This window comes from Streptomyces sp. NPDC016845, assembly GCF_044332585.1.
Lineage (GTDB): Bacteria > Actinomycetota > Actinomycetes > Streptomycetales > Streptomycetaceae > Streptomyces.
In genome coordinates this window covers 676,354-694,986 of the sequence record NZ_JBIRPI010000001.1, presented here as the reverse complement: position 1 = coordinate 694,986, position 18,633 = coordinate 676,354, and the positions used below count along the sequence as shown (strand labels likewise).

General features: G+C 71.5%; 14 protein-coding genes. All 14 read right to left on the bottom strand.

All coding sequences use genetic code 11. The annotated features are described in order from the left end of the window. Nucleotide 1 precedes the first annotated feature (1 nt). The 14 genes from ACH4RC_RS02925 to ACH4RC_RS02860 all read right to left on the bottom strand — a co-directional run bounded on the left by ACH4RC_RS02925 (nucleotide 2) and on the right by ACH4RC_RS02860 (nucleotide 18,557). Complete coding sequence (locus ACH4RC_RS02925) at nucleotides 2-853, bottom strand: TatD family hydrolase (RefSeq protein ID WP_398194293.1); 852 nt, start codon at nucleotides 851-853, stop codon at nucleotides 2-4. Next, nucleotides 853-1,482: an EboA domain-containing protein gene (locus ACH4RC_RS02920; protein ID WP_398194290.1), complete on the bottom strand. Its 630-nt coding sequence runs from the start codon at nucleotides 1,480-1,482 to the stop codon at nucleotides 853-855. The genes ACH4RC_RS02925 and ACH4RC_RS02920 overlap by 1 nt, the downstream gene beginning before the upstream one ends. Next, complete coding sequence (locus tag ACH4RC_RS02915) at nucleotides 1,479-2,360, bottom strand: sugar phosphate isomerase/epimerase family protein (protein ID WP_398194287.1); 882 nt, start codon at nucleotides 2,358-2,360, stop codon at nucleotides 1,479-1,481. Before ACH4RC_RS02915 ends, ACH4RC_RS02920 begins: the two co-directional genes overlap by 4 nt. Then, complete coding sequence (locus ACH4RC_RS02910) at nucleotides 2,357-3,553, bottom strand: UbiA family prenyltransferase (protein WP_398194286.1); 1,197 nt, start codon at nucleotides 3,551-3,553, stop codon at nucleotides 2,357-2,359. The genes ACH4RC_RS02915 and ACH4RC_RS02910 overlap by 4 nt, the downstream gene beginning before the upstream one ends. Beyond that, nucleotides 3,550-4,800, bottom strand: a complete 1,251-nt coding sequence (locus ACH4RC_RS02905; RefSeq protein ID WP_398194284.1) for an inositol-3-phosphate synthase — start codon at nucleotides 4,798-4,800, stop codon at nucleotides 3,550-3,552. The genes ACH4RC_RS02910 and ACH4RC_RS02905 overlap by 4 nt, the downstream gene beginning before the upstream one ends. A 372-nt stretch (nucleotides 4,801-5,172) precedes the next feature. After that, nucleotides 5,173-8,904 (bottom strand): ThuA domain-containing protein, encoded by a 3,732-nt coding sequence (locus ACH4RC_RS02900; protein ID WP_398194281.1) that lies wholly within the window; start codon nucleotides 8,902-8,904, stop codon nucleotides 5,173-5,175. Between the two features lie 221 nt (nucleotides 8,905-9,125). After that, a complete protein-coding gene (locus ACH4RC_RS02895) occupies nucleotides 9,126-10,124 on the bottom strand; it encodes a sugar phosphate isomerase/epimerase family protein (protein WP_398194278.1) in 999 nt (332 codons plus the stop codon). A 14-nt stretch (nucleotides 10,125-10,138) separates the two neighbouring features. Continuing rightward, nucleotides 10,139-11,380 carry a Gfo/Idh/MocA family protein gene (locus tag ACH4RC_RS02890; protein WP_398194276.1) on the bottom strand — a complete coding sequence of 414 codons (1,242 nt, stop codon included), beginning with the start codon at nucleotides 11,378-11,380 and terminating at the stop codon, nucleotides 10,139-10,141. A 55-nt stretch (nucleotides 11,381-11,435) separates the two neighbouring features. Next, nucleotides 11,436-12,488 carry a substrate-binding domain-containing protein gene (locus ACH4RC_RS02885; protein WP_398194274.1) on the bottom strand — a complete coding sequence of 351 codons (1,053 nt, stop codon included), beginning with the start codon at nucleotides 12,486-12,488 and terminating at the stop codon, nucleotides 11,436-11,438. A gap of 42 nt (nucleotides 12,489-12,530) precedes the next feature. Beyond that, nucleotides 12,531-13,547, bottom strand: coding sequence for an ABC transporter permease (locus ACH4RC_RS02880; RefSeq protein ID WP_398194271.1), 1,017 nt, complete (start codon nucleotides 13,545-13,547; stop codon nucleotides 12,531-12,533). Between the two features lie 163 nt (nucleotides 13,548-13,710). Further along, nucleotides 13,711-15,246 (bottom strand): sugar ABC transporter ATP-binding protein, encoded by a 1,536-nt coding sequence (locus ACH4RC_RS02875; protein WP_398194269.1) that lies wholly within the window; start codon nucleotides 15,244-15,246, stop codon nucleotides 13,711-13,713. Nucleotides 15,247-15,392: 146 nt separating this feature from the next. Continuing rightward, on the bottom strand, nucleotides 15,393-16,574 hold the full coding sequence (locus tag ACH4RC_RS02870; protein ID WP_398194268.1) for an ROK family protein: 1,182 nt from the start codon (nucleotides 16,572-16,574) through the stop codon (nucleotides 15,393-15,395). Nucleotides 16,575-16,770: 196 nt separating this feature from the next. Then, nucleotides 16,771-17,448 (bottom strand): GntR family transcriptional regulator, encoded by a 678-nt coding sequence (locus ACH4RC_RS02865; RefSeq protein ID WP_398194267.1) that lies wholly within the window; start codon nucleotides 17,446-17,448, stop codon nucleotides 16,771-16,773. Between the two features lie 161 nt (nucleotides 17,449-17,609). Next, entirely contained in the window at nucleotides 17,610-18,557 is a 948-nt protein-coding gene (locus tag ACH4RC_RS02860; protein ID WP_398194265.1) for a beta-ketoacyl-ACP synthase III, read from the bottom strand. Between the last annotated feature and the right edge of the window lie 76 nt (nucleotides 18,558-18,633).

The window sequence follows — 18,633 nt, the reverse complement described above, 5'->3', positions numbered from 1 at the left end:
GTCACGCCCCGCCGCGCAGGATGGAGTTGCCTTCGTGGGTCGCCTCCGGTGGGGCGGCCGCGTCGAGCTGGAGGCGGCCGCTCAGGCCGTAGAAGGCGACCGGGTTGCGCCACAGGACCTGGTCGACGTCATCGTCGGTGAAGCCGGCGGCGAGCATCGCGTCGGCGACCTTGCGTGTCTTGAGCGGATCGCTCTTGCCCCAGTCGGCGGCCGAGTTGACGAGGACCTTCTCGCTTCCGTAGAGGCGCAGGATCTCGACCATGCGGTCCTCGTCCATCTTGGTGTCGGGGTAGACGGAGAAGCCCAGCCAGCAGCCGGCGTCCTTGGCGTCCTTGACGGTGGTTTCGTTGAGGTGGTCGACCAGGACGTGCTCGACGGGCAGCGCGGACTCGCGGACCACGTCCAGGGTGCGGCGCAGCCCGGCGAGCTTGTCGCGATGCGGGGTGTGGACCAGGGCGGGCAGTTCGTGGTCGGCGGCGAGTTGCAGTTGGACGGCGAGCGCGGTGTCCTCGGCCGGGGTCATGGAGTCGTAGCCGATCTCGCCGACGGCTACCACGTTGTCCTTGACCAGGTAGCGCGGCAGGGCGTCGAGGACGGGGGTGCAGCGCGGGTCGTTGGCCTCTTTGGGGTTGAGGGCGATCGTGCAGTGGTGGGCGATGCCGTACTGGGCGGCGCGGAAGGGTTCCCAGCCGAGCAGGGCGTCGAAGTAGTCGAAGAAGGAGGCGGGCGAGGTGCGGGGCTGGCCGAGCCAGAAGGAGGGCTCGACCAGGGCGCGGACCCCGGCCGCGTACATGGCCTGGTAGTCGTCGGTGGTGCGCGAGGTCATGTGGATGTGGGGGTCGAAGATGCGCATCAGGACTCCTTCTTCGCGCCGGCCGTCAGGCTCAGCACGCGGTGCAGGTCCTCGGGTACGGGTCGGCCGGCGGCGGTGCGCTCCTGGGCGAAGTCGTCGAGCATGCGCGCGAGTTCGGTATCCGCTGCCGCGCGGCCCGGCAGGTCTGCGACAGCCTCGACGGGCACGCCGGTGAACAGGCACTTCAGGACGGCGTGGCGCCAGTCGTGGGCGGGCAGGTGCTCGGCGGCGTACGGGCCGACGGCGGCGGTGACGAGCCGGGTGTCGTTGGTGCGCAGGGCGTCCTCGACCAGCGGCAGTCCCTCCGGTCCGGGGACGAGGTGGGGCAGGGCCGTCAGGACGGCGCGGCGCTCGGCGGCGGTGCCCTGCGCGTACACGCGGGTGAGGGTGGCGAGGTCGGCGCGGGCCGCGTGCAGCAGGAGGACGCGGGCGGCGTCGGCGTGGTCCTGGCCGGTGCGGCGGCCCGCCTCGGCGAACCGCAGCTCCCATGTGGGCGGTGCCTTCTCGTTCCGGGGGCCGGTGTGGGCGGCGGCCTCGGCCAGTGCCTGGTCCAGCCAGGCGCGGGCGGCTCCCGTCAGGGCGCCGTCGAGGTGGGCGCGGAGAGCGGCGACGGTGGTGGGCGCGGTCATGCGCGGCCTCCTTGCGCTGCTTCTCGGCTTACTTCCCTCAGGAACTGGATCGCCTCGGCCGCGAGTTGGGGGCCCGCGTGGGAGTGCCGGGGCAGTTCGACCACGGTCAGGCCCTGGTAGCCGGTGGCGGCGAGGGCGTCCAGGACCGGCGGGAAGTCGATCTCGCCCTCGCCGAACGGCAGGTGCTCGTGGACACCGCGCCGCATGTCCTCGATCTGCACGTGTCGCAGCCAGGGCGCCGCCGCGCGGACGCAGTCGGCCGGCGGGTCGGGTTCCAGGCACTGGCAGTGGCCGATGTCCAGAGTGAGGCCGAGCGCGTCGGGGCTGCCGAGGGCGTGGCGCAGCCGGTGGAAGTCGGCGAGCGTCGCCAGGAGGTGGCCGGGTTCGGGCTCGATGGCGAGCGGTACACCGGCGGTGGTGGCGGCGTCCAGGACCGGGCCGAGTTCGTCCGCGAGCAGCTTCCACGCGGTGTCCGGGTCCGTGCCGTCGGGGGTGATGCCGCTGAAGCAGTGCACCGCGTGGGCGCCCAGGTCGGCGGCGACCTGGACGGCGCGGATCAGCAGCCGGGCGCGGGCCCGCCGGGCGTCCGGATCTGGGTCGAGGAGGGAGGGGCCGTGTTTGCGGCGCGGATCGAGGACGTAGCGGGCGCCGGTCTCGACGGTCGCCGTCAGGCGGTACCGCTCCAGGAGCCGGGCGACCTGGCGGGTGCGTTCCGCGAGGTCGGGGGTGAGCGGGTCCAGGTGCATGTGGTCGAGGGTGAGTCCCACCCCGTCATAGCCGAGGTCGGAGAGGAGAGCGAGGGCGTCGTCGAGGCGGAGGTCGGTGAGGCCGTTGGTGCCGTAGCCCCAGCGCGGGCTGCGCGGTTCATACGGGGTCATGTGACGCTCACCTTCTTCGCGAAGCGGTGGGCCAAGGGGGCGAGGGCAGCGGTGGCCAGAGCCGTTCGGGGGGCTCCCGCGCGGGCTGCCAGGGCGGCCTGGAGCGGGATCATGGCGCGGATCCCGGCGCCGACGGCGCGTTGCGTCAAGGGTGGGGACGGATTGAGGAGGGCGTGCAGGAGAGGGCGTGCGGTGGTGGCCGCGTATGCGGTGGGACCCGGCAGGTCGAGGAGGGCTGCGGCGCCTCGGCCCGCCGGGAGCTTGAGAAGGTGCCTGGTCAGAAGCGCGGTGGCGGCCAGCGCCGCGGCGGGCGCGCCGGGGGCGCCGCCGGTCGTCTCGTTGCGGGAGACGGTGGTGACGGCGGCGGTGTGGACGCCCAGGGCGAGAGCGGCGGGGATCGCTGCGCTCAGCGCGGAAAGGTCGCGGCCGGAGCGCCGATCGCGATCCGCTCCGAGCCCCGACACCTTGGCCGCGCTCGCGTCCGGCCGCGCGTTCAGGGCCCTTTCACCGGAGCCGGACCCGACGCCGGAGCCAGACCCGAACCAGGCCCCAGACCCGAACCCGGACCAGGCCCCGGACCCGAAGCTGGACCCGGACCCGACCCCGGAGCCGTACCCGACGCCGGAGCCAGACCCGAGTCCGGCGCCGGACCCAGACCCGGACCCGGACCCAGACCCGGAGCCGGACCCGGCCCCGGACCCGAACCCGGAGCCCGAGCTGGACCCGAACCCAGAGCCCGAGCCGGAGGCCGATGCTCCCAGGAGTACGTCCAGGGCGCGGGCCGCGCCCATCGCCACGGGGCCGGCCGGGGTTCGTTTCAGGCCCAGGTCGTATGCCCAGACCGTTGCCGCCAGTGCCGCGCTCAGGGTTCCCGGGGTGCGGCCCGCGCGGAAGGCCAGGCCGATGCCCGCCGCCGTGAACGCGCCCGCCGCCGTCAGGGCCGCCGTGGGGTGGATGCGGCCCGACGGGATCGGGCGGTGCGGGCGGTCGACGGCGTCCTCGGTGCGGTCCGCCCAGTCGTTGAGTGCCATGCCCGCCTCGTACAGGCACAGGGACGAGCCGATGGCGAGAAAGGTGGAGCGGCCGGGGCGGGCGCCGACCGCCGCCGCGCCCGCGAGGGCGTCGCCGGGGACGGTGAACAGGGCCGGGAGGCGCAGGAGTTCGGCCCAGGCACGTCGTCGCCCCGCGCTCATCGTGGGTCCCGCAGTCGCTGGGCGAAGTCCACCAGCGCGGCGAACTGTTCGCCGAGCGCCGATGAGGCGTCGCCGTCCGGGTCCTTGAAGTAGAAGCCGAGCTCCGGGCGCGGGCCGGTCAGGCCGAGGTCGGCGGCGCGCAGCAGGAGGCGGGCCAGGTCGAGGACGAGGGGCGCGGCGAGCGCGGAGTCGCACCCCTGCCAGGTGGTCTGCAGGACCATGCGGGCGCCGAGGAAGCCGTCGAAGGCGATGTGGTCCCAGGCGGTCTTCCAGTCGCCGAGCGCGGGCACGTCGTCGATGTGGACCTGGCCCTCGGGGGCGCCGCCGAGGGTGTCGGCGAGGACGCGTTCCTTGCCGGCGTTCTTGGCGGCGGCCGCGGCGGGGTCGGCGAGGGCGGCGCCGTCGCCGCCGCCGAGCAGGTTGGTGCCGGACCAGGCGCGTACGGCGAGGGCGCGTTGCAGGAACATCGGGCCGAGCACGGAGCGCAGGAGGGTCTGGCCGGTCTTGCCGTCGCGGCCCGCGTGAGGAACGGAGGCGGTGGCCGCCTCGGATGCCAGGGACGGGTGGTGCAGGCCCGTGGAGGGGGTGAAGTTGACGTAGGGGCAGCCCGCGCGAAGGGCGGCGGCGGCGTAGAGCGAGCTCGCCGGGAGGAGGTCGTCGGCCTGCGGGGCCGGTTCCGTCGAGGCTACGTTCACGACGACCGCGCCCGCCAGGTCCTGGGCGCGGATGAAGTCACGTATGTCGGTGGCGAAGGTGGTGATCAGCTCGTCCTGCGTGCGGTCGTCGTCGCGGCCCGGCAGTGGGCCGCCGGGTTTGATCTCCCGGTCCGCGGCGGCCAGTTCGGCGGCGGTCGCGGAGGGCAGGCCGTGGGGCAGGACGCCGCCCGCGGCGAGGTGTTCGGCGCGTTTCGGCAGCGGGCAGTCGACGGTGTCGTGGCCGCCGAAGACGAGCGACGACAACGTTGGCAGACCGGCCTCCGCGAAGGGGGCGGTCTCGGTGACCATGCCGGTCGGCGGGTGCAGGCCCGCGGCGACGGCGGCGCACCCCGCGACGGCGGTCGTGGCGACGGAGCCGCGGGCTCCGACGAGCCAGACGCCGTAACGCGGAGTGGGTGACGAGGAGGGCGCGAGCGCGGAGGTGGGGGCCGGAGAGGTGGGCGTCAAGGAGGTGGGGGCCGAAGAGGTGGGGGCCGGAGAGGTGGGCGTCGGGGAGGTGAGAGGAGCGGCGGGGGACGGTTCGGCGGACATGGGCAGCCTCCTTGTCGAACGAACCGGGGTCGAACACGAACCGGGGTCGTACGCGGTACGGGTGTGAGCGGTGGCCATGCCCGCCGGGCGCGGGGTCGCGTCCGGTACGGGCATGCCTGGTGCCGGAGCCGGCCAGGTCGCTCGGGCCCCGGCCGGGTCTGGTGGGGACGGTGGACGGAGGTCCGGCGTCCTCCGCCCACCGTCGTTCTGGTCGCCCGTGACGGGCAGTTCCTGGTCACTCGCCCCAGGACGGGCGGTTGCCGGCGCCCGCCCGGAACAGGCGGTTCCTAGCCACCCGCTCCAGGACGGACGGTCCCAGGTCGCTCCCCCGTGCCGGGCACACTCAGGTCGCCCGGCACGGGCGGCTCCTGGTCACTCGGCCGGCGGGGGCAGTTCCTTGAGCTGGATGTCGCGGAAGGAGACATGGTCGGCGTCGCCGTGGTTCTGGATGCCGATGTAGCCGTCCGCGAGGCTTCGCTCGGGGTTCTTGTTGGTGAAGTCGTTGATCTTGACTCCGTTGAGGAACACCTGGAGGCGTTCGCCCTGGACCTTGATCTCGTAGGAGTTCCACTGGCCCGGCGGGCGCAGGACCTGGTCGCGGGCCTTGATGTTGGCGGCCTTGAAGGTGTAGATCGAGCCCGTCGTGCGGTCGACCGCGTCGGTGGCGTCGATCTGGACCTCGTAGCCCTTGTTCACCGCGGACCAGGGGTCGTCGGAGGCGGGGAAGCCCACGAAGATCCCGGAGTTGTCGTCACCCTGCATCTTCCAGTCGAGCTTGAGGGAGTACGACTTCAGCTCCTTGGCCTGGTACCAGAGGAGGCCCATGCCGCCCTCGGAGTTGAGGGTGCCGTCCTTGATGGAGAACGTGCCGGGGCCGGCCTGCTTCCAGCCGTCGAGCGACTGGCCGTTGAAGACCGACCGGTAGCTCTTGTTCGGCTTGCAGTCCGCCTTGGCCTGGCCCGCGGCGTACTTCAGGCCGCCGAGCAGGTGGGTGCGGAAGGCGTCGTCCGCGTAGGACTCCTTCGTGTGGCCGAGACCGGTGTAGAAGGAGCGGCCGCCGCCGTAGCTCTGGCACCAGGCGATCGGGTGGTCGCCCTTCATGTTCCCGCCCTGGTACGTCGTCTCGTCGAGGGTGGCGAGGACGTGCACCTTGTCGCGCGGGTTGGTGCGGTAGTTGTAGAGCTCGTCGGTGCGCTCCCAGGCCTGGCCGAGGCGGGCGGTGGCCGGGTTGGCGGTGTCCTCGACGCGGACGGTGGCCTTCTGGATGGCCGGGTGCGAGTCGAAGTAGGCGCCGACGAGGCCGCCGTAGTACGACCAGTCGTACTCGGTGTCGGCGGCGGCGTGGACGCCCATGTAGCCGCCGCCCTTGGCGATGAACTCCTCGAACGCCTTCTGCTGGGCGTCGTTCAGGACGTCACCCGTGGTCGACATGAAGACGACCGCGTCGTAGCGGGCGAGGTTGTTGGTGGTGAACTGGGCGGCGGACTCGGTGGCGTCGACCGTGATGTCGCTGGAGGCGCCGAGTTCCTTCAGGGCCGCGATGCCCTCGGGGATCGCGTCGTGGCGGAAGCCGCCCGTCTTGGAGAAGACGAGGACCCGCTTGGCGCCCTTCACGGGGGCGTCGTCGCTGATCTCGAAGTCGTCGACGTCGTAGAGCGCGCCGTCACCGCCCTTGAACACGAGGTACAGGTCGGTGGTCTTCTTCGGGACGTTGCGCAGCGGCACGTCGACGTTCTGGAACGTCTCCCAGCCGCCGGTGACGGGGACCGTCGTGGAGCCGAGCAGGGTGCCGGTCGCCGAGCCTGCGCGCACCTCGAGGAAGCCGCCCGCGCCGCCGGAGGAGATCCGGGCGGTGAGCTTCTTGGCTCCGGTGAGGTTGTAGGGCGAGAAGGAGATCCAGTCGCCGTCGTTGATGTCGCCGACGGTGCGGCCGCCGTTGGCCTGGGTCTTGTTCTGCGGCGTGGTGCCCTGCTGCTCGGTGTAGTGCTCGGCCTGGCGGTGGCGCGGCTGGAGCTGGACCTGGTCGTGCGTGGTCAGCGCGGCCTGGCCGTTCCCGCCGCCGTCGGTGTACTCGGCGTCGAGCACGCCGTAGATGTTGGCGTTGGGGTCGTGCTCGGCGTCGGCGGGCGCGGTGATGGTGCCTTCGCAGCCGTTGGCCGAGGTGATGGCGTGGGCGTGGTTGTCGTGGCCCAGGAGGTAGCGCACGGTGACCTTGGAGCAGTCGATCGTGCCGTCCTCGGGGTCGCTCACAGCCACCTTGAACGGAATCGTGTCACCGAACTTGAACAGCGAGCCGTTCGGCGGGTTCTGGAACTTCACCGAGGGGGCGGTGTTGCCGACGACGATGCGGACGTTGGCGGAGCCGGTGCGGCCCGTGCCGTCGTCACCGGTGACCGTCACCACGTACGTGCCGTCCTTGCGGTACGTGTGGCTGGGGTTCGGGCCCGTGCCCTTGGTGCCGTCGCCGAAGTCCCAGGTGTACGTGATCGGGTCGTCGTCGGCGTCGGTGCCGGTCGCCGTGAAGTTGGTGCGCAAGGGCGACTGGCCGGAGGTCTTGGACGCCTTGGCCTCGACGATCGGCGAGTGGCCGCCGGTCGCGTTCTCGATGCGGTAAAGCGCCGAGTGCTCGTCGCCGCCGAACCAGGAGAGGCCGTAGTCGAGGACGTAGAGGGCGCCGTCGGGGCCGAAGGCGCTGTCCATGACCTGGGTGCCGGACCACGGGAAGTCGTTGATCTTCGAGACGTTCCCGGAGCCGTCCTGCTCGATCCGCTTGATCCACTGGCGGCCGAACTCGGTGGCGAAGAAGTCGCCGTCGTACTCCTCGGGGAACTTCACCGGGGAGTCGAGGTCCGCGTCGTAGCGGTAGACCGGGCCCGCCATCGGGGACTCGGAGCCGGAGCCGAACTCGGGCACGGAGGCGTTGTCGTACGGGATCCAGGCGGGCTGGGCCGGCGGCAGGTCCGTGAGACCGGTGTTGTTCGGCGACGTGTTCTTGGGCGCGTCGCAGTCGAACGCGGCGCTGGAGACCTTGGTACCGAAGTCGTAGTCGACGTAGGCGTCGTTGGCACCGGTGCAGTACGGCCAGCCGAAGTTCGCGGCCTTGGTGATCTTGGCGAACTCGACCTGTCCGGCCGGGCCCCGCTTGGGGTCGGCGGCACCGGCGTCCGGGCCGTAGTCACCCACGTAGACGGTGCCGGTCGGCTTGTCGACGCTGATGCGGAACGGGTTGCGGAAGCCCATCGCGTAGATCTCGGGGCGGGTCTTCTCGGTGCCCGGCGCGAAGAGGTTCCCCTCGGGGATGTCGTACGAGCCGTCGTCCTTGACCTTGATGCGCAGGACCTTGCCGCGCAGGTCGTTGGTGTTGCCCGAGCTGCGCTGGGCGTCGAAGGCCGGGTTGCGGTCGGCGCGCTCGTCGAGGGGGCTGTAGCCGTCGGAGGCGAAGGGGTTGGTGTCGTCGCCGGTCGACAGGTACAGGTTGCCGTCGGCGTCGAAGTCGATGTCGCCGCCGACGTGGCAGCAGGTGCCGCGCGAGGTCTTGACCTCGAGGATGTTCTTCTCGCTCGCCTTGTCGAGGGTGCCGTCCTCCTTGAGGACGAAGCGGGCGAGCCGGTTCACGCCGTCGAACGGGGCGAAGTCGGCGGCGGTGCCGTTCTCCGGCGCGTCACCGGCCGGGGTGTTCAGCGGCGGCGCGTAGTAGAGGTAGATGAACCGGTTGTCCTCGAAGCCCGGGTCGATCCCGACGCCCTGGAGGCCCTCCTCGTCGTGGTCGTACACGTCGAGCTTGCCGGCGACGGAGGTGGAGCCGCCCGCGTCGGTCAGGCGGAGCGTGCCGTCGCGGGAGGTGTGCAGGACGCTGCGGTCCGGCAGCACGGCGAGCGACATCGGCTCGCCGGTCTCGTCCGCGCCCTTGGCGAGGGTGACCTGCTGGAAGTCGGATTCGGCGGCGGGCACGTCCGGGTGGTCCGGGTGCGCGACGGCCGTGCCGGGCACGAGGGCGAGCGAGGAGCCGACCAGGACGGAGCCGGTGAGCAGGGCGATCGTGGTGCGGAGTCTGGAGCGCCTGGTGGTGGTGCCGTTGCGGTTTCTGCTTCTGCTGCTGTGCACGAAAGTCCCTCCGGGAACGGGGTGGGCCGTACGGAATGGGTGCGGAGACGTGCGGTGCGGGCGCCGGGGTGCGCCGTCACCCCGGAGGCGTGTGTGACAGGGACGTTAACTCTGTTTGTCCGGGCCGAACAGCCCTTGCGTCACAACTGGTTCAGCTTTTCCCCAGTGCAGGACAAAGGCGTTCGGCCCGCCGGACAAACAGGTCTGCCAGGCCGGACGGCTCAGCTGTTGAACGCCGCGTCGAACGACGCGCTCGGCGGCTCGAAGTCGAGCTTGCGCAGGTGGCTCAGCGCCTCGGGAGCGCCCTGGAGGCGGTCCATCCCGGCGTCCTCCCACTCCACGGAGATCGGCCCCTGGTAGTCGATCGAGCGGAGCATCCGGAAGACGTCCTCCCACGGCACGTCCCCGTGACCGGCGGAGACGAAGTCCCAGCCGCGGCGCGGGTCGCCCCATGGCAGGTGGGAGCCGAGGCGCCCGTTGCGGCCGTCGAGGCGGCGCCGCGCCTCCTTGCAGTCGACGTGGTAGATCCGGTCGCGGAAGTCCCACAGGAAGCCGACCGGGTCGAGGTCCTGCCACACGAAGTGCGACGGGTCGAAGTTGAGGCCGAAGGCAGGGCGGTGGCCGACCGCCTCAAGAGCCTTGTGCGTCGTCCAGTAGTCGTACGCGATCTCGCTCGGGTGCACCTCGTGGGCGAACCGCACACCCTCGGCGTCGAACACGTCGAGAATCGGGTTCCAGCGCGTGGCGAAGTCCTCGTAGCCGCGCTCGATCATCGACTCGGGGGCCGGCGGGAACATGGCGACCAGGTGCCAGATCGACGAGCCCGTGAAGCCGATGACGGTGTCGACGCCGAAGGCGGCCGCCGCGCGGGCTGTGTCCGCGATCTCCGCCGCCGCGCGCTGTCGTACGCCCTCGCCGTCCCCGTCGCCCCAGATGCGGGCGGGCAGGATCGCCTCGTGCCGCTCGTCGATGATGGCGTCGCAGACGGCCTGGCCGACCAGATGGTTGGAGATGGCGAAGCACTTGAGGCCGTACTTGTCGAGCAGCGCGTGGCGCGAGTCGAGGTACCCCGGGTCGGCGAGGGCCTTGTCGACCTCGAAGTGGTCGCCCCAGCAGGCGAGTTCGAGGCCGTCGTAGCCGAAGTCGCGGGCCAGGCGGCAGACCTCTTCGAGCGGGAGATCCGCCCATTGGCCGGTGAACAGGGTGAACTGGCGTGGCACGGTCGTGGGCCTCCTCAAGCCTGGACGGGGGTGTAGACGGAGTTCTTCGCCGCGCTCTCCTCGACCGCCGCGAGGACGCGCTGCACCTGGAGGCCGTCGGCGAACGACGGCGCGGGCGTGGCGCGCTCCGCGATGGCGTGGACGAGGTCGCGGGCCTGGTGCACGAAGGTGTGCTCGTAGCCGAGGCCGTGGCCCGGCGGCCACCACGCCTCCAGGTAGGGGTGGTCGGGTTCGGTGACGAGGATGCGGCGGAAGCCCGCGCTGACCCCGGGTTCGGTCTGGTCGTGGAAGGAGAGTTCGTTCAGGCGCTCCAAGTCGAAGGCGAGCGAGCCGCGCTCGCCGTTGAGTTCGACCTTCAGCGCGTTCTTGCGGCCCGTCGCGAACCGCGTCGCCTCGAAGGAGGCGAGGGCGCCGGAGGCGAAGCGGCCGGTGAAGACGGCCGCGTCGTCGACGGTGACCTGCCCCAGCTTCCCGCCCCCGGTCCCGGAGAGGCCGGACGACGCTCCCTCCACCAGGGGCCGCTCCCGCACGAACGTCTCCGTCAGCGCGGAGACGCCCGCGACCGGCTCGCCCGCCACGTACTGGGCGAGGTCGACGGCGTGGGCGCCGAGATCGCCGAGTGCGCCGGAGCCCGCGTACGGCTTCTGCAGCCGCCACGTCAGCGGGAACGACGGGTCGACGAGCCAGTCCTGGAGGTAGCTGACGCGAACGTGGCGCAGGGTCCCGATGCGGCCCTGCGCGACCATGCGCCGGGCGAGGGCGATGGCGGGGACGCGCCGGTAGTTGAAGCCCGTCATAGCCACCTGGCCGCGCGCGGCGGCCGACTCGGCGACCTCCGTCATGGCCTCCGCCTCGTCGACGGAGTTGGCGAGGGGCTTCTCACACAGCACGTGCTTGCCCGCTTCGAGCGCCGCGACGGCGATCTCGGCGTGGCTGTCGCCAGGCGTGCAGATGTCGACGAGGTCGACGTCGTCGCGCTCGATCAGGGCACGCCAGTCGGTCTCGGCGGCGGCCCAGCCGAGCCGGTCGGCGGCGGCACGCACGGCGGAGCCGTCACGGCCGCAGACCGCGGCGAGCCGCGGGGTGAGCGGCAGGTCGAAGACCCGGCCCACGGTGCGCCACCCCTGGGAGTGGGCGGCGCCCATGAACGCGTAGCCGATCATGCCGACCCCGAGGACCGGCTTCACCCCGCCGTCTCCGTCGCCGTCGTCGCCGCCCGTAACCCGAGCCGTCGTACCCGTGCTGCTGCCTGCCATGCGGAAGTCCTCCTGGTCCACGCGGTGATCGCCCGATGCCTCGTGCCGGCGCCCGTCACTTGAATCCGGTGGGCATGTACTTGGCGACGTTCTCCTTGTCGACGACGGCGGAGAACAGGGTCACGTGGGCGGGGATCTCGAACTCGGCCATGCCGCTGATGCCCTTGCCCTGGCCGAGCGCGCGGGCCAGGTCAATGGCGGAGGCGGCCATGGTCGGCGGGTAGAGGACGGTGGCCTTCAGGACGCTGTCGTCGGCCTCGATCGCCTCCATGGCGGAGAGGGCGCCCGCGCCGCCGACCATCAGGAAGTCGTCGCGGCCCGCCTGCTTGATGGCGCGCAGGGCGCCGACGCCCTGGTCGTCGTCGTGGTTCCACAGCGCGTCGAAGCTCTTCTGCGCCTGGAGGAGCTGGGCCATCTTGGCCTGGCCCGACTCGACGGTGAACTCGGCGGCCTGCCGGGCGACCTTCTCGATGTTCGGGTAGTTCTTCAGCGCGTCGTCGAAGCCTTGCGTGCGCTGCTTGGTCAGTTCGAGGTTGTCGATCCCGGCGAGCTCGACGACCTTGGCGTTCTTCTTGTCCTTGAGCTTCTCGCCGATGTAGTTGCCGGCGCTCAGGCCCATGCCGTAGTTGTCGCCGCCGATCCAGCAGCGGTACGCCTGCGGGGTGTTGAAGATGCGGTCGAGGTTGACGACGGGTATCCCGGCGCGCATCGCCTTGAGCCCGACCTGGGTGAGCGCCTTGCCGTCGGCCGGAAGGATGACGAGGACGTCGACCTTCTTGTTGATGAGCGTCTCGACCTGGCCGATCTGCGCGGCCGTGTCGTTCGAACCTTCGGTCGCCTCGAGCGTGACGTCGGAGTACTTCTTCGCCCGTTCCTTGGCGTTCTCGTTGATGGCGTTGAGCCAGCCGTGGTCGGCCTGCGGTCCGGCGAAGCCGATGGTGACCTGCTTGCCGGGCTTGTCGTCGGCGACCGGCTGGTCGGCGGCCTTGCTGCTGTCGCCCTTGTCGTCGCTGGGCTCGTTGCTGGTGCAGGCCGTGAGCAGGCCGCCTGCGGTGACGGCTGCTGCCGCGCCGAACAGGAGTCCTCTGCGGCTCGTGGTCTCTGGCATGGCGTCGTCCCTTCCCGGGGCTGAGATCGGGTGTGAGAGAGATCAGGAATGCGTGTTCGCCGTACGTCGCTGGACCAGGACCGCCGCGACGATGATCGCGCCCTTGGCGATCTCCTGGACGTCGCTCTGGAGGTTGTTCAGCGCGAAGATGTTGGTGATCGTGGTGAAGATCAGGACACCGAGGACGGAGCCGACGATGGTGCCTCGGCCACCGGTGAGGAGGGTGCCGCCGATGATGGCGGCGGCGATGGCGTCGAGCTCGTACAGGTTGCCGTTGGTGTTCTGGCCGGACCCGGCGAGCACGATGAGCAGGAACGCGGCGATGCCGCAGCACAGGCCGGACAGCAGGTAGAGGTAGAGCCGCTGACGGCGTACGTCGATGCCGGCCAGCCGGGCCGCTTCCGCGTTGCCGCCGACGGCGACGGAGCGGCGGCCGAAGGTGGTGCGGTTCAGAACCAGCCAGCCGACGATCGTGACCGCGGCGAAGACGAGGACGAGCGGCGGGATGCCGAAGACGTAGGCGTCGCGCTCGCCGAGCTTCAGCACGCTGTCGACGGTGACCACCTGGGTCTTGCCGTCGGTGATCTGCTCGGCCAGACCGCGCCCGGAGGCGAGCATGGCGAGGGTGGCGATGAACGGGACCATCCCGCCGTACGCGATCAGGACACCGTTGACGAGGCCGCAGCCCACACCGACGACGACCGCGGTGAAGAGGATGCCTATGAACCCGTACTCCTGGGTGGCGACCGTGGTCGCCCAGCAGCTGGCGAGCGCGACGATCGCGCCCACGGAGAGGTCGATGCCGCCGGAGATGATCACGAAGGTCATGCCGACGGTGACGACGCCGATGACGGACGCCTGGGTCAGGATCAGCTGAACATTGTCGGTGTCCAGGAAGGAGTCGGGCTGGGTGATGCCGCCGACGATGATCAGGGCGGCGAGGACACCCAGGAGGGAGAGCGTCCGTACGTCGAGGCGCAGGGTCTTCAGGGCGCTGGGCTGTGGGGCCGGCGCGGTTTTGGGCTCCGCCGGGCGGGCGGGTGAGGCGGGCTGCGTCATAGCGCCGGGTCCCTTCTGGTCGGGTCTGGTCGGGTCGATCCGGTCGGGTCGACCACTCGCCGTGGGGCGACCGTGCTGGTGTCGGGTGCGGGTCGTGGCTGGTTGCTCGCGCTGCGTGGCGGAGCCGTTGACCGACGCAGCCCCGCACCCCTTTCGGGGCGTGTCATGCCGGGGTGCCTTCCATGACCAGGTCCAGGACCCGGTGTTCCGTCAGCTCCGTCGCCGGGGCCTCGTGGACGACGCGGCCCTCGCGCAGGACCAGGACGCGGTCGGCGAGGCCGAGGACCTCGGGGACCTCGCTGGAGACGAGGAGCACGGCGAGGCCGTCGTCGGCGAGGCGGCGGATGACCGCGTACAGCTCGGCGCGGGCGCCGACGTCGACGCCGCGGGTCGGCTCGTCCAGGAGCAGCACCTTGCAGCCGCGGAGCAGCCAGCGGGCCAGGACGGCCTTCTGCTGGTTGCCGCCGGAGAGGGTGCGGACGGGGACGGCCGGGTTGTCGGGGCGCAGGGAGAGTTCGCGGGTGACTTTGTGCGCGGCCTCGCTCTCGCGGCTCCGGTCGACCCAACCCCCGTACGAGAAGCGGGACATGGAGGAGACGGAGACGTTGCGGGTGACGGACTCCAGCATCAGGAGGCCCTGCGCCTTGCGCTCCTCGGGGGCGAGGCCGAGGCCCGCGCGGACCGCCGCGCGGACACTCCCGGGGCGCAACGCCCGTCCTTCGACGCTGACCTGACCGGTCGTCGGTTTGCGGGCGCCGTAGATCGTCTCCAGGATCTCGGAGCGGCCGGAGCCGACGAGCCCCGCGAGGCCGACGATCTCACCGGGGCGCAAGGTGAGGTCGAGTGGCTCGAACTCGCCGTGACGGGACAGGTTCTCGGCGCGCAGAACCGGTTCCGCTGAAGCCGAGGCCGCGGACCCGTACGACGGGCGGTCCGGGAAGACGTACTCGACGTTGCGGCCCGTCATCAGCGCCACCACGTCCCGCGTCGGCGTGTCCTTGGCGGGGAGCCCGCCGGCCACGGCGCGGCCGTCCTTGAGGACGGTGACGCGGTCGCCGATGCGGCGGATCTCCTCCAGGCGGTGCGAGATGTAGACGACGGCGACGCCGTCGGCGGTGAGGCTCGCGACGATGCGGAAGAGGTTGTCGACCTCGTCGGGGTCGAGGGCGGCGGACGGCTCGTCCATCACGATGAGGCGTACGTCGTGGGAGAGGGCGCGGGCCATCGAGACGATCTGCTGCCCGGCGGCGGAGAGGTCGCCCACGAGCGTGCCCGGGTCGATCTCCCCGTGTCCGAGGCGCTTGAGAAGAGCGGCTGTCGCCGCCTTCGCGTCCTTGCCGCGGACGACGAATCCGGCCGAGGTCGGCTCGTGTCCGAGGAAGACGTTCTCGGCCACCGACAGGCCTTCCACGAGGTCGAGTTCCTGGTAGATCGTGGCGATGCCGAGGCGCATCGCGGCGATCGGCGAGCGCAGGACGACGTGCTCGGAGCGCCAGGTGATGGACCCCTCGTCGGGCTGGTGGGCGCCGGCGAGGACCTTGATGAGTGTGGATTTGCCCGCACCGTTCTGGCCGAGCAAGCAGTGCACCTCTCCGGCCTGGACCTCCAGGTCCACGCCGTCGAGGGCGCGGACGCCGGGGAACGACTTGGTGATGCCGGACATCGTGAGCAGCGGTGGTTCTGGTGCCGAAAGTGCCATGGCGGTTCCCCTAGCAGCGGGTGCGGGCCGGTTTCAGGGCAGGGCAGAGCAGGGCGCTGTGCTGAGTGAAGTGGTTGGTGAACACGCGTGACGTCTGGTTACGCGTGATGACGTGTGCCTACGTGTGCCTACGTGTCTTCAAGGTGTTACGCGGGTGAGAACAGGTGGTCGCTGATGAGGCGGGCGCCGCCGATGACTCCGGCGGCCTGGCCCAGCTCGCCCAGGACGATGGGCAGATTGCCGGTCGCGAGGGGCAGCGACTGGCGGTAGACCTGGGTGCGCAGGGCGGCGAGGAGCGTGTGGCCGAGGCCGGTGACACCGCCGCCGATGACGACCAGCCCCGGGTTGAAGAAGGAGACGAGGGACGCGATGACCTGGCCGGTGCGGTTGCCGCCGTCGCGGATGAGGTCGAGGGCGGCGCCGTCCCCTGCCGCGGCGGCCACCGCGACGTCGGCGGCGCTGAGCTTCCCGGCCGACTCCAGGAGTCCGGCCAGCTCGGGTGAGCGGCCGTCGCGGGCGGCCTCCTCGGCGTCGCGGGCGAGCGCCGCGCCGCTGAAGTAGGCCTCGAGGCAGCCCTTGTTGCCGCAGGCGCACTGTCTGCCGTCGGGCTCGACCTGGATGTGGCCGATGTCGCCGGCCGATCCGGTCGTGCCCCGGTAGACCTCGCCGCCGACGACGATGCCGCAGCCGATACCGGTGCCGATCTTGACGCAGAGGAAGTCGCGCGCGGAGCGGGCTACGCCCGCGTGCTGCTCCCCCACGGCCATCAGGTTCACGTCGTTGTCGACCATGACCGGGCAGCCGAGGTCCTGGCTGAGCGCCTCGCGGACCGGGAAACCGTCCCAGCCGGGCATGATCGGCGGGGCGACCGGAACGCCTTCGGGGAAACGGACCGGGCCCGGCACGCCGATACCCGCCCCGTCGAACCCCTCGGCGAGTCCGGACGCCTTCAACTTCGCTGCCATGGCGAGTACTTGCTCGAAGACCGCGACCGGTCCCTCGCGTACGTCCATGGGCTGGGTGATGTGCCCGAGCACTTCCAGCTCGGCGTTGGTGACCGCGACGTCGACCGAGGTCGCGCCGATGTCGACGCCGAGGAAGCGGAGTTCGGGGGCGAGCCGGATGTTGTGGGACCGGCGGCCGCCGCGCGAGGCGGCGAGTCCGTCGGCGACCACGAGTCCGGTCTCCAGGAGGCGGTCCACCTCGACGGCCAGCTTGGAGCGGGACAGGTCGATCTGATCGCCGAGCTGAGCGCGGGAGTTGGGCCCTCCGTCACGCAGCAGTCGCAACAGGCGCGCCTGATGCGCGTTCGCGGGTCGAGCCGTCATGCGTCTCACGTGCCCCTCCCCGCCTCTTCGGGCTCCGGTACTTTCGCCGTTCTTTCGATGGGGAACGTAGCAGTGCCTGCCGGGTGTGGGAAGAAGTTGCGCAGGAATTACCCATGACTTTCTCCAGTCACAGGACAAAGATGGATGCGCAGGTGAGCACGGGGGCGGGGACGGGGCCGGGTTCGAGGCCGGGCGGTCAGCCCTGGTCGCGGTGGTGGTACGTCTCCCGGGTGTGCTCCGTGTGGGCCCGCATGACGGCTGTCGCCCGGGACTCATCGCGGGCCGAGATCGCCGCGATCAGTTCGCGGTGCTCGGTCCAGGACTGCTTGCCGCGCCGGCGGGCGACGGGCTGGTAGTACCAGCGGACGCGGGCGTCGACCTGCCCGGCGAGCTCCGCCAGGACCACGTTGCCCGCGAGCTCCATGACCTTGCGGTGGAACTCGGCGTTCGTGGCGACGACCAGGTCCACGTCCCCGTCGGCGACGGCCTGCTCGCCCTTGGCGCAGAGCTCCTCCAGGGCGGTGATGCCCGTCTTGCCCGCGTTGGCGGCGGCGAGCCGGGCGGCCTCGGCCTCAAGGAGCGTACGGACGGTGAGGAGTTGGTCGGCCTCCTCCTCCGTCGGCTCGTGCACGAAGGCGCCCTGCGCCGGACGCAGGTCGACCCACCCCTCGGTGTTCAGGCGCTGCAACGCCTCGCGCACCGGCTGGCGCGAGACCCCGAGATGCCCGGCCAGCTCGCTCTCGACGAGGTGCTGGCCCGGCTGGAGGGCGCGGGTCGTGATCAGCGAGAGCAGCGCCTCGTAGACCCGCTCGCGCAGCGGCCCCGGGCGTTCGAGCTTGGGCACCGCCCCCTGCGGCAGTCCTGTGGACAACATCGCGGTCCCCCTCGTGGGCTTTCGATCGTCGCGGCTGCGATTGTCTTTGGAATACAGTTTACCGAGCACAATCACCACCACCAGGGGCAGTTGGCCGCATCACATCCCGAAGCCCCCGGGGACAGCCGGACAACCGGACAACCGGTCAGCTAGCCAGCCGGTCAGGGGCAGCGCACGACCTGACCCGCGTAGGAGAGATTGCCGCCGAAGCCGAAGAGGAGCGCCGGCGCCCCGCTGCGCAGCTCGCCGCGCTCGATCAGCTTGGACAGCGCCATCGGCACGCTCGCGGCGGAGGTGTTGCCGGACTCGACGACGTCCCGGGCGACCACCGCGTTCACCGCCCCGATCTTCTCGGCCAGGGGCTCGATGATCCGCAGGTTGGCCTGGTGAAGGACGACCGCGGCGAGGTCGGCCGGGGCGAGCCCCGCCTTCTCGCAGGCCTCCCGGGCGAGCGGCGGCAGCTGCCGGGTCGCCCAGCGGTAGACGGACTGACCTTCCTGGGCGAAGCGCGCGGGTTCGCCCTCGATCCGCACGGCGTTGCCCATCTCCGGGACCGAGCCCCACAGAACGGGGCCGATGCCGGGCTCCGCACCGTCGGCGCAGGGCTCGATCACCACGGCGCCCGCGCCGTCGCCGACGAGGACGCAGGTGGAGCGGTCGGTCCAGTCGGTGACGGCGGACATCTTGTCGGCCCCGATGACGAGGGCGCGGGTGGCGGCCCCCGCGCGCAGGGTGTGGTCGGCGGTGGCGAGGGCGTGGGTGAACCCGGCGCAGACGACGTTCAGGTCGAGCGCGGCCGGGGACGGGACGCCGAGCCGCTGGGCGACGCGGGCCGCCATGTTCGGGGAGCGGTCGACGGCGGTGGACGTGGCGACGACGACGAGGTCGATCGCGTCCGCGGTCAGCCCCGCGGCGGCCAGCGCCTTGGCGGCAGCGTGCGAGGCCAGCTCGTCGACCGGCTCGTCGGGCCCGGCGATGTGCCGGGTGCGGATGCCGACGCGGGAGCGGATCCACTCGTCGTCGGTGTCGACCATGCCCGCCAGATCCTCGTTCGTGAGGACTCTGGCGGGCTGATAGTGGCCGATGCCGACGATGCGCGAACCGGTCATGGTGGTCCCCTCGTATGCCTGGTCGTGTGCCCGGCTCGCGCCAGGCGCGAGCCGCGGACGTATCAGTCTGGCTAGC

Bases quoted from the DNA above. Each gene is read 5' to 3' on its own strand.
- ACH4RC_RS02875 (WP_398194269.1), bottom strand. From the start codon at position 15,246: ATGGCACTTTCGGCACCAGAACCACCGCTGCTCACGATGTCCGGCATC.
- ACH4RC_RS02915 (WP_398194287.1), bottom strand. From the start codon at position 2,360: ATGACCCCGTATGAACCGCGCAGCCCGCGCTGGGGCTACGGCACCAAC.
- ACH4RC_RS02885 (WP_398194274.1), bottom strand. From the start codon at position 12,488: ATGCCAGAGACCACGAGCCGCAGAGGACTCCTGTTCGGCGCGGCAGCA.
- ACH4RC_RS02920 (WP_398194290.1), bottom strand. From the start codon at position 1,482: ATGACCGCGCCCACCACCGTCGCCGCTCTCCGCGCCCACCTCGACGGC.
- ACH4RC_RS02910 (WP_398194286.1), bottom strand. From the start codon at position 3,553: ATGAGCGCGGGGCGACGACGTGCCTGGGCCGAACTCCTGCGCCTCCCG.
- ACH4RC_RS02905 (WP_398194284.1), bottom strand. From the start codon at position 4,800: ATGTCCGCCGAACCGTCCCCCGCCGCTCCTCTCACCTCCCCGACGCCC.
- ACH4RC_RS02870 (WP_398194268.1), bottom strand. From the start codon at position 16,574: ATGACGGCTCGACCCGCGAACGCGCATCAGGCGCGCCTGTTGCGACTG.
- ACH4RC_RS02865 (WP_398194267.1), bottom strand. From the start codon at position 17,448: ATGTTGTCCACAGGACTGCCGCAGGGGGCGGTGCCCAAGCTCGAACGC.
- ACH4RC_RS02860 (WP_398194265.1), bottom strand. From the start codon at position 18,557: ATGACCGGTTCGCGCATCGTCGGCATCGGCCACTATCAGCCCGCCAGA.
- ACH4RC_RS02880 (WP_398194271.1), bottom strand. From the start codon at position 13,547: ATGACGCAGCCCGCCTCACCCGCCCGCCCGGCGGAGCCCAAAACCGCG.
- ACH4RC_RS02925 (WP_398194293.1), bottom strand. From the start codon at position 853: ATGCGCATCTTCGACCCCCACATCCACATGACCTCGCGCACCACCGAC.
- ACH4RC_RS02890 (WP_398194276.1), bottom strand. From the start codon at position 11,380: ATGGCAGGCAGCAGCACGGGTACGACGGCTCGGGTTACGGGCGGCGAC.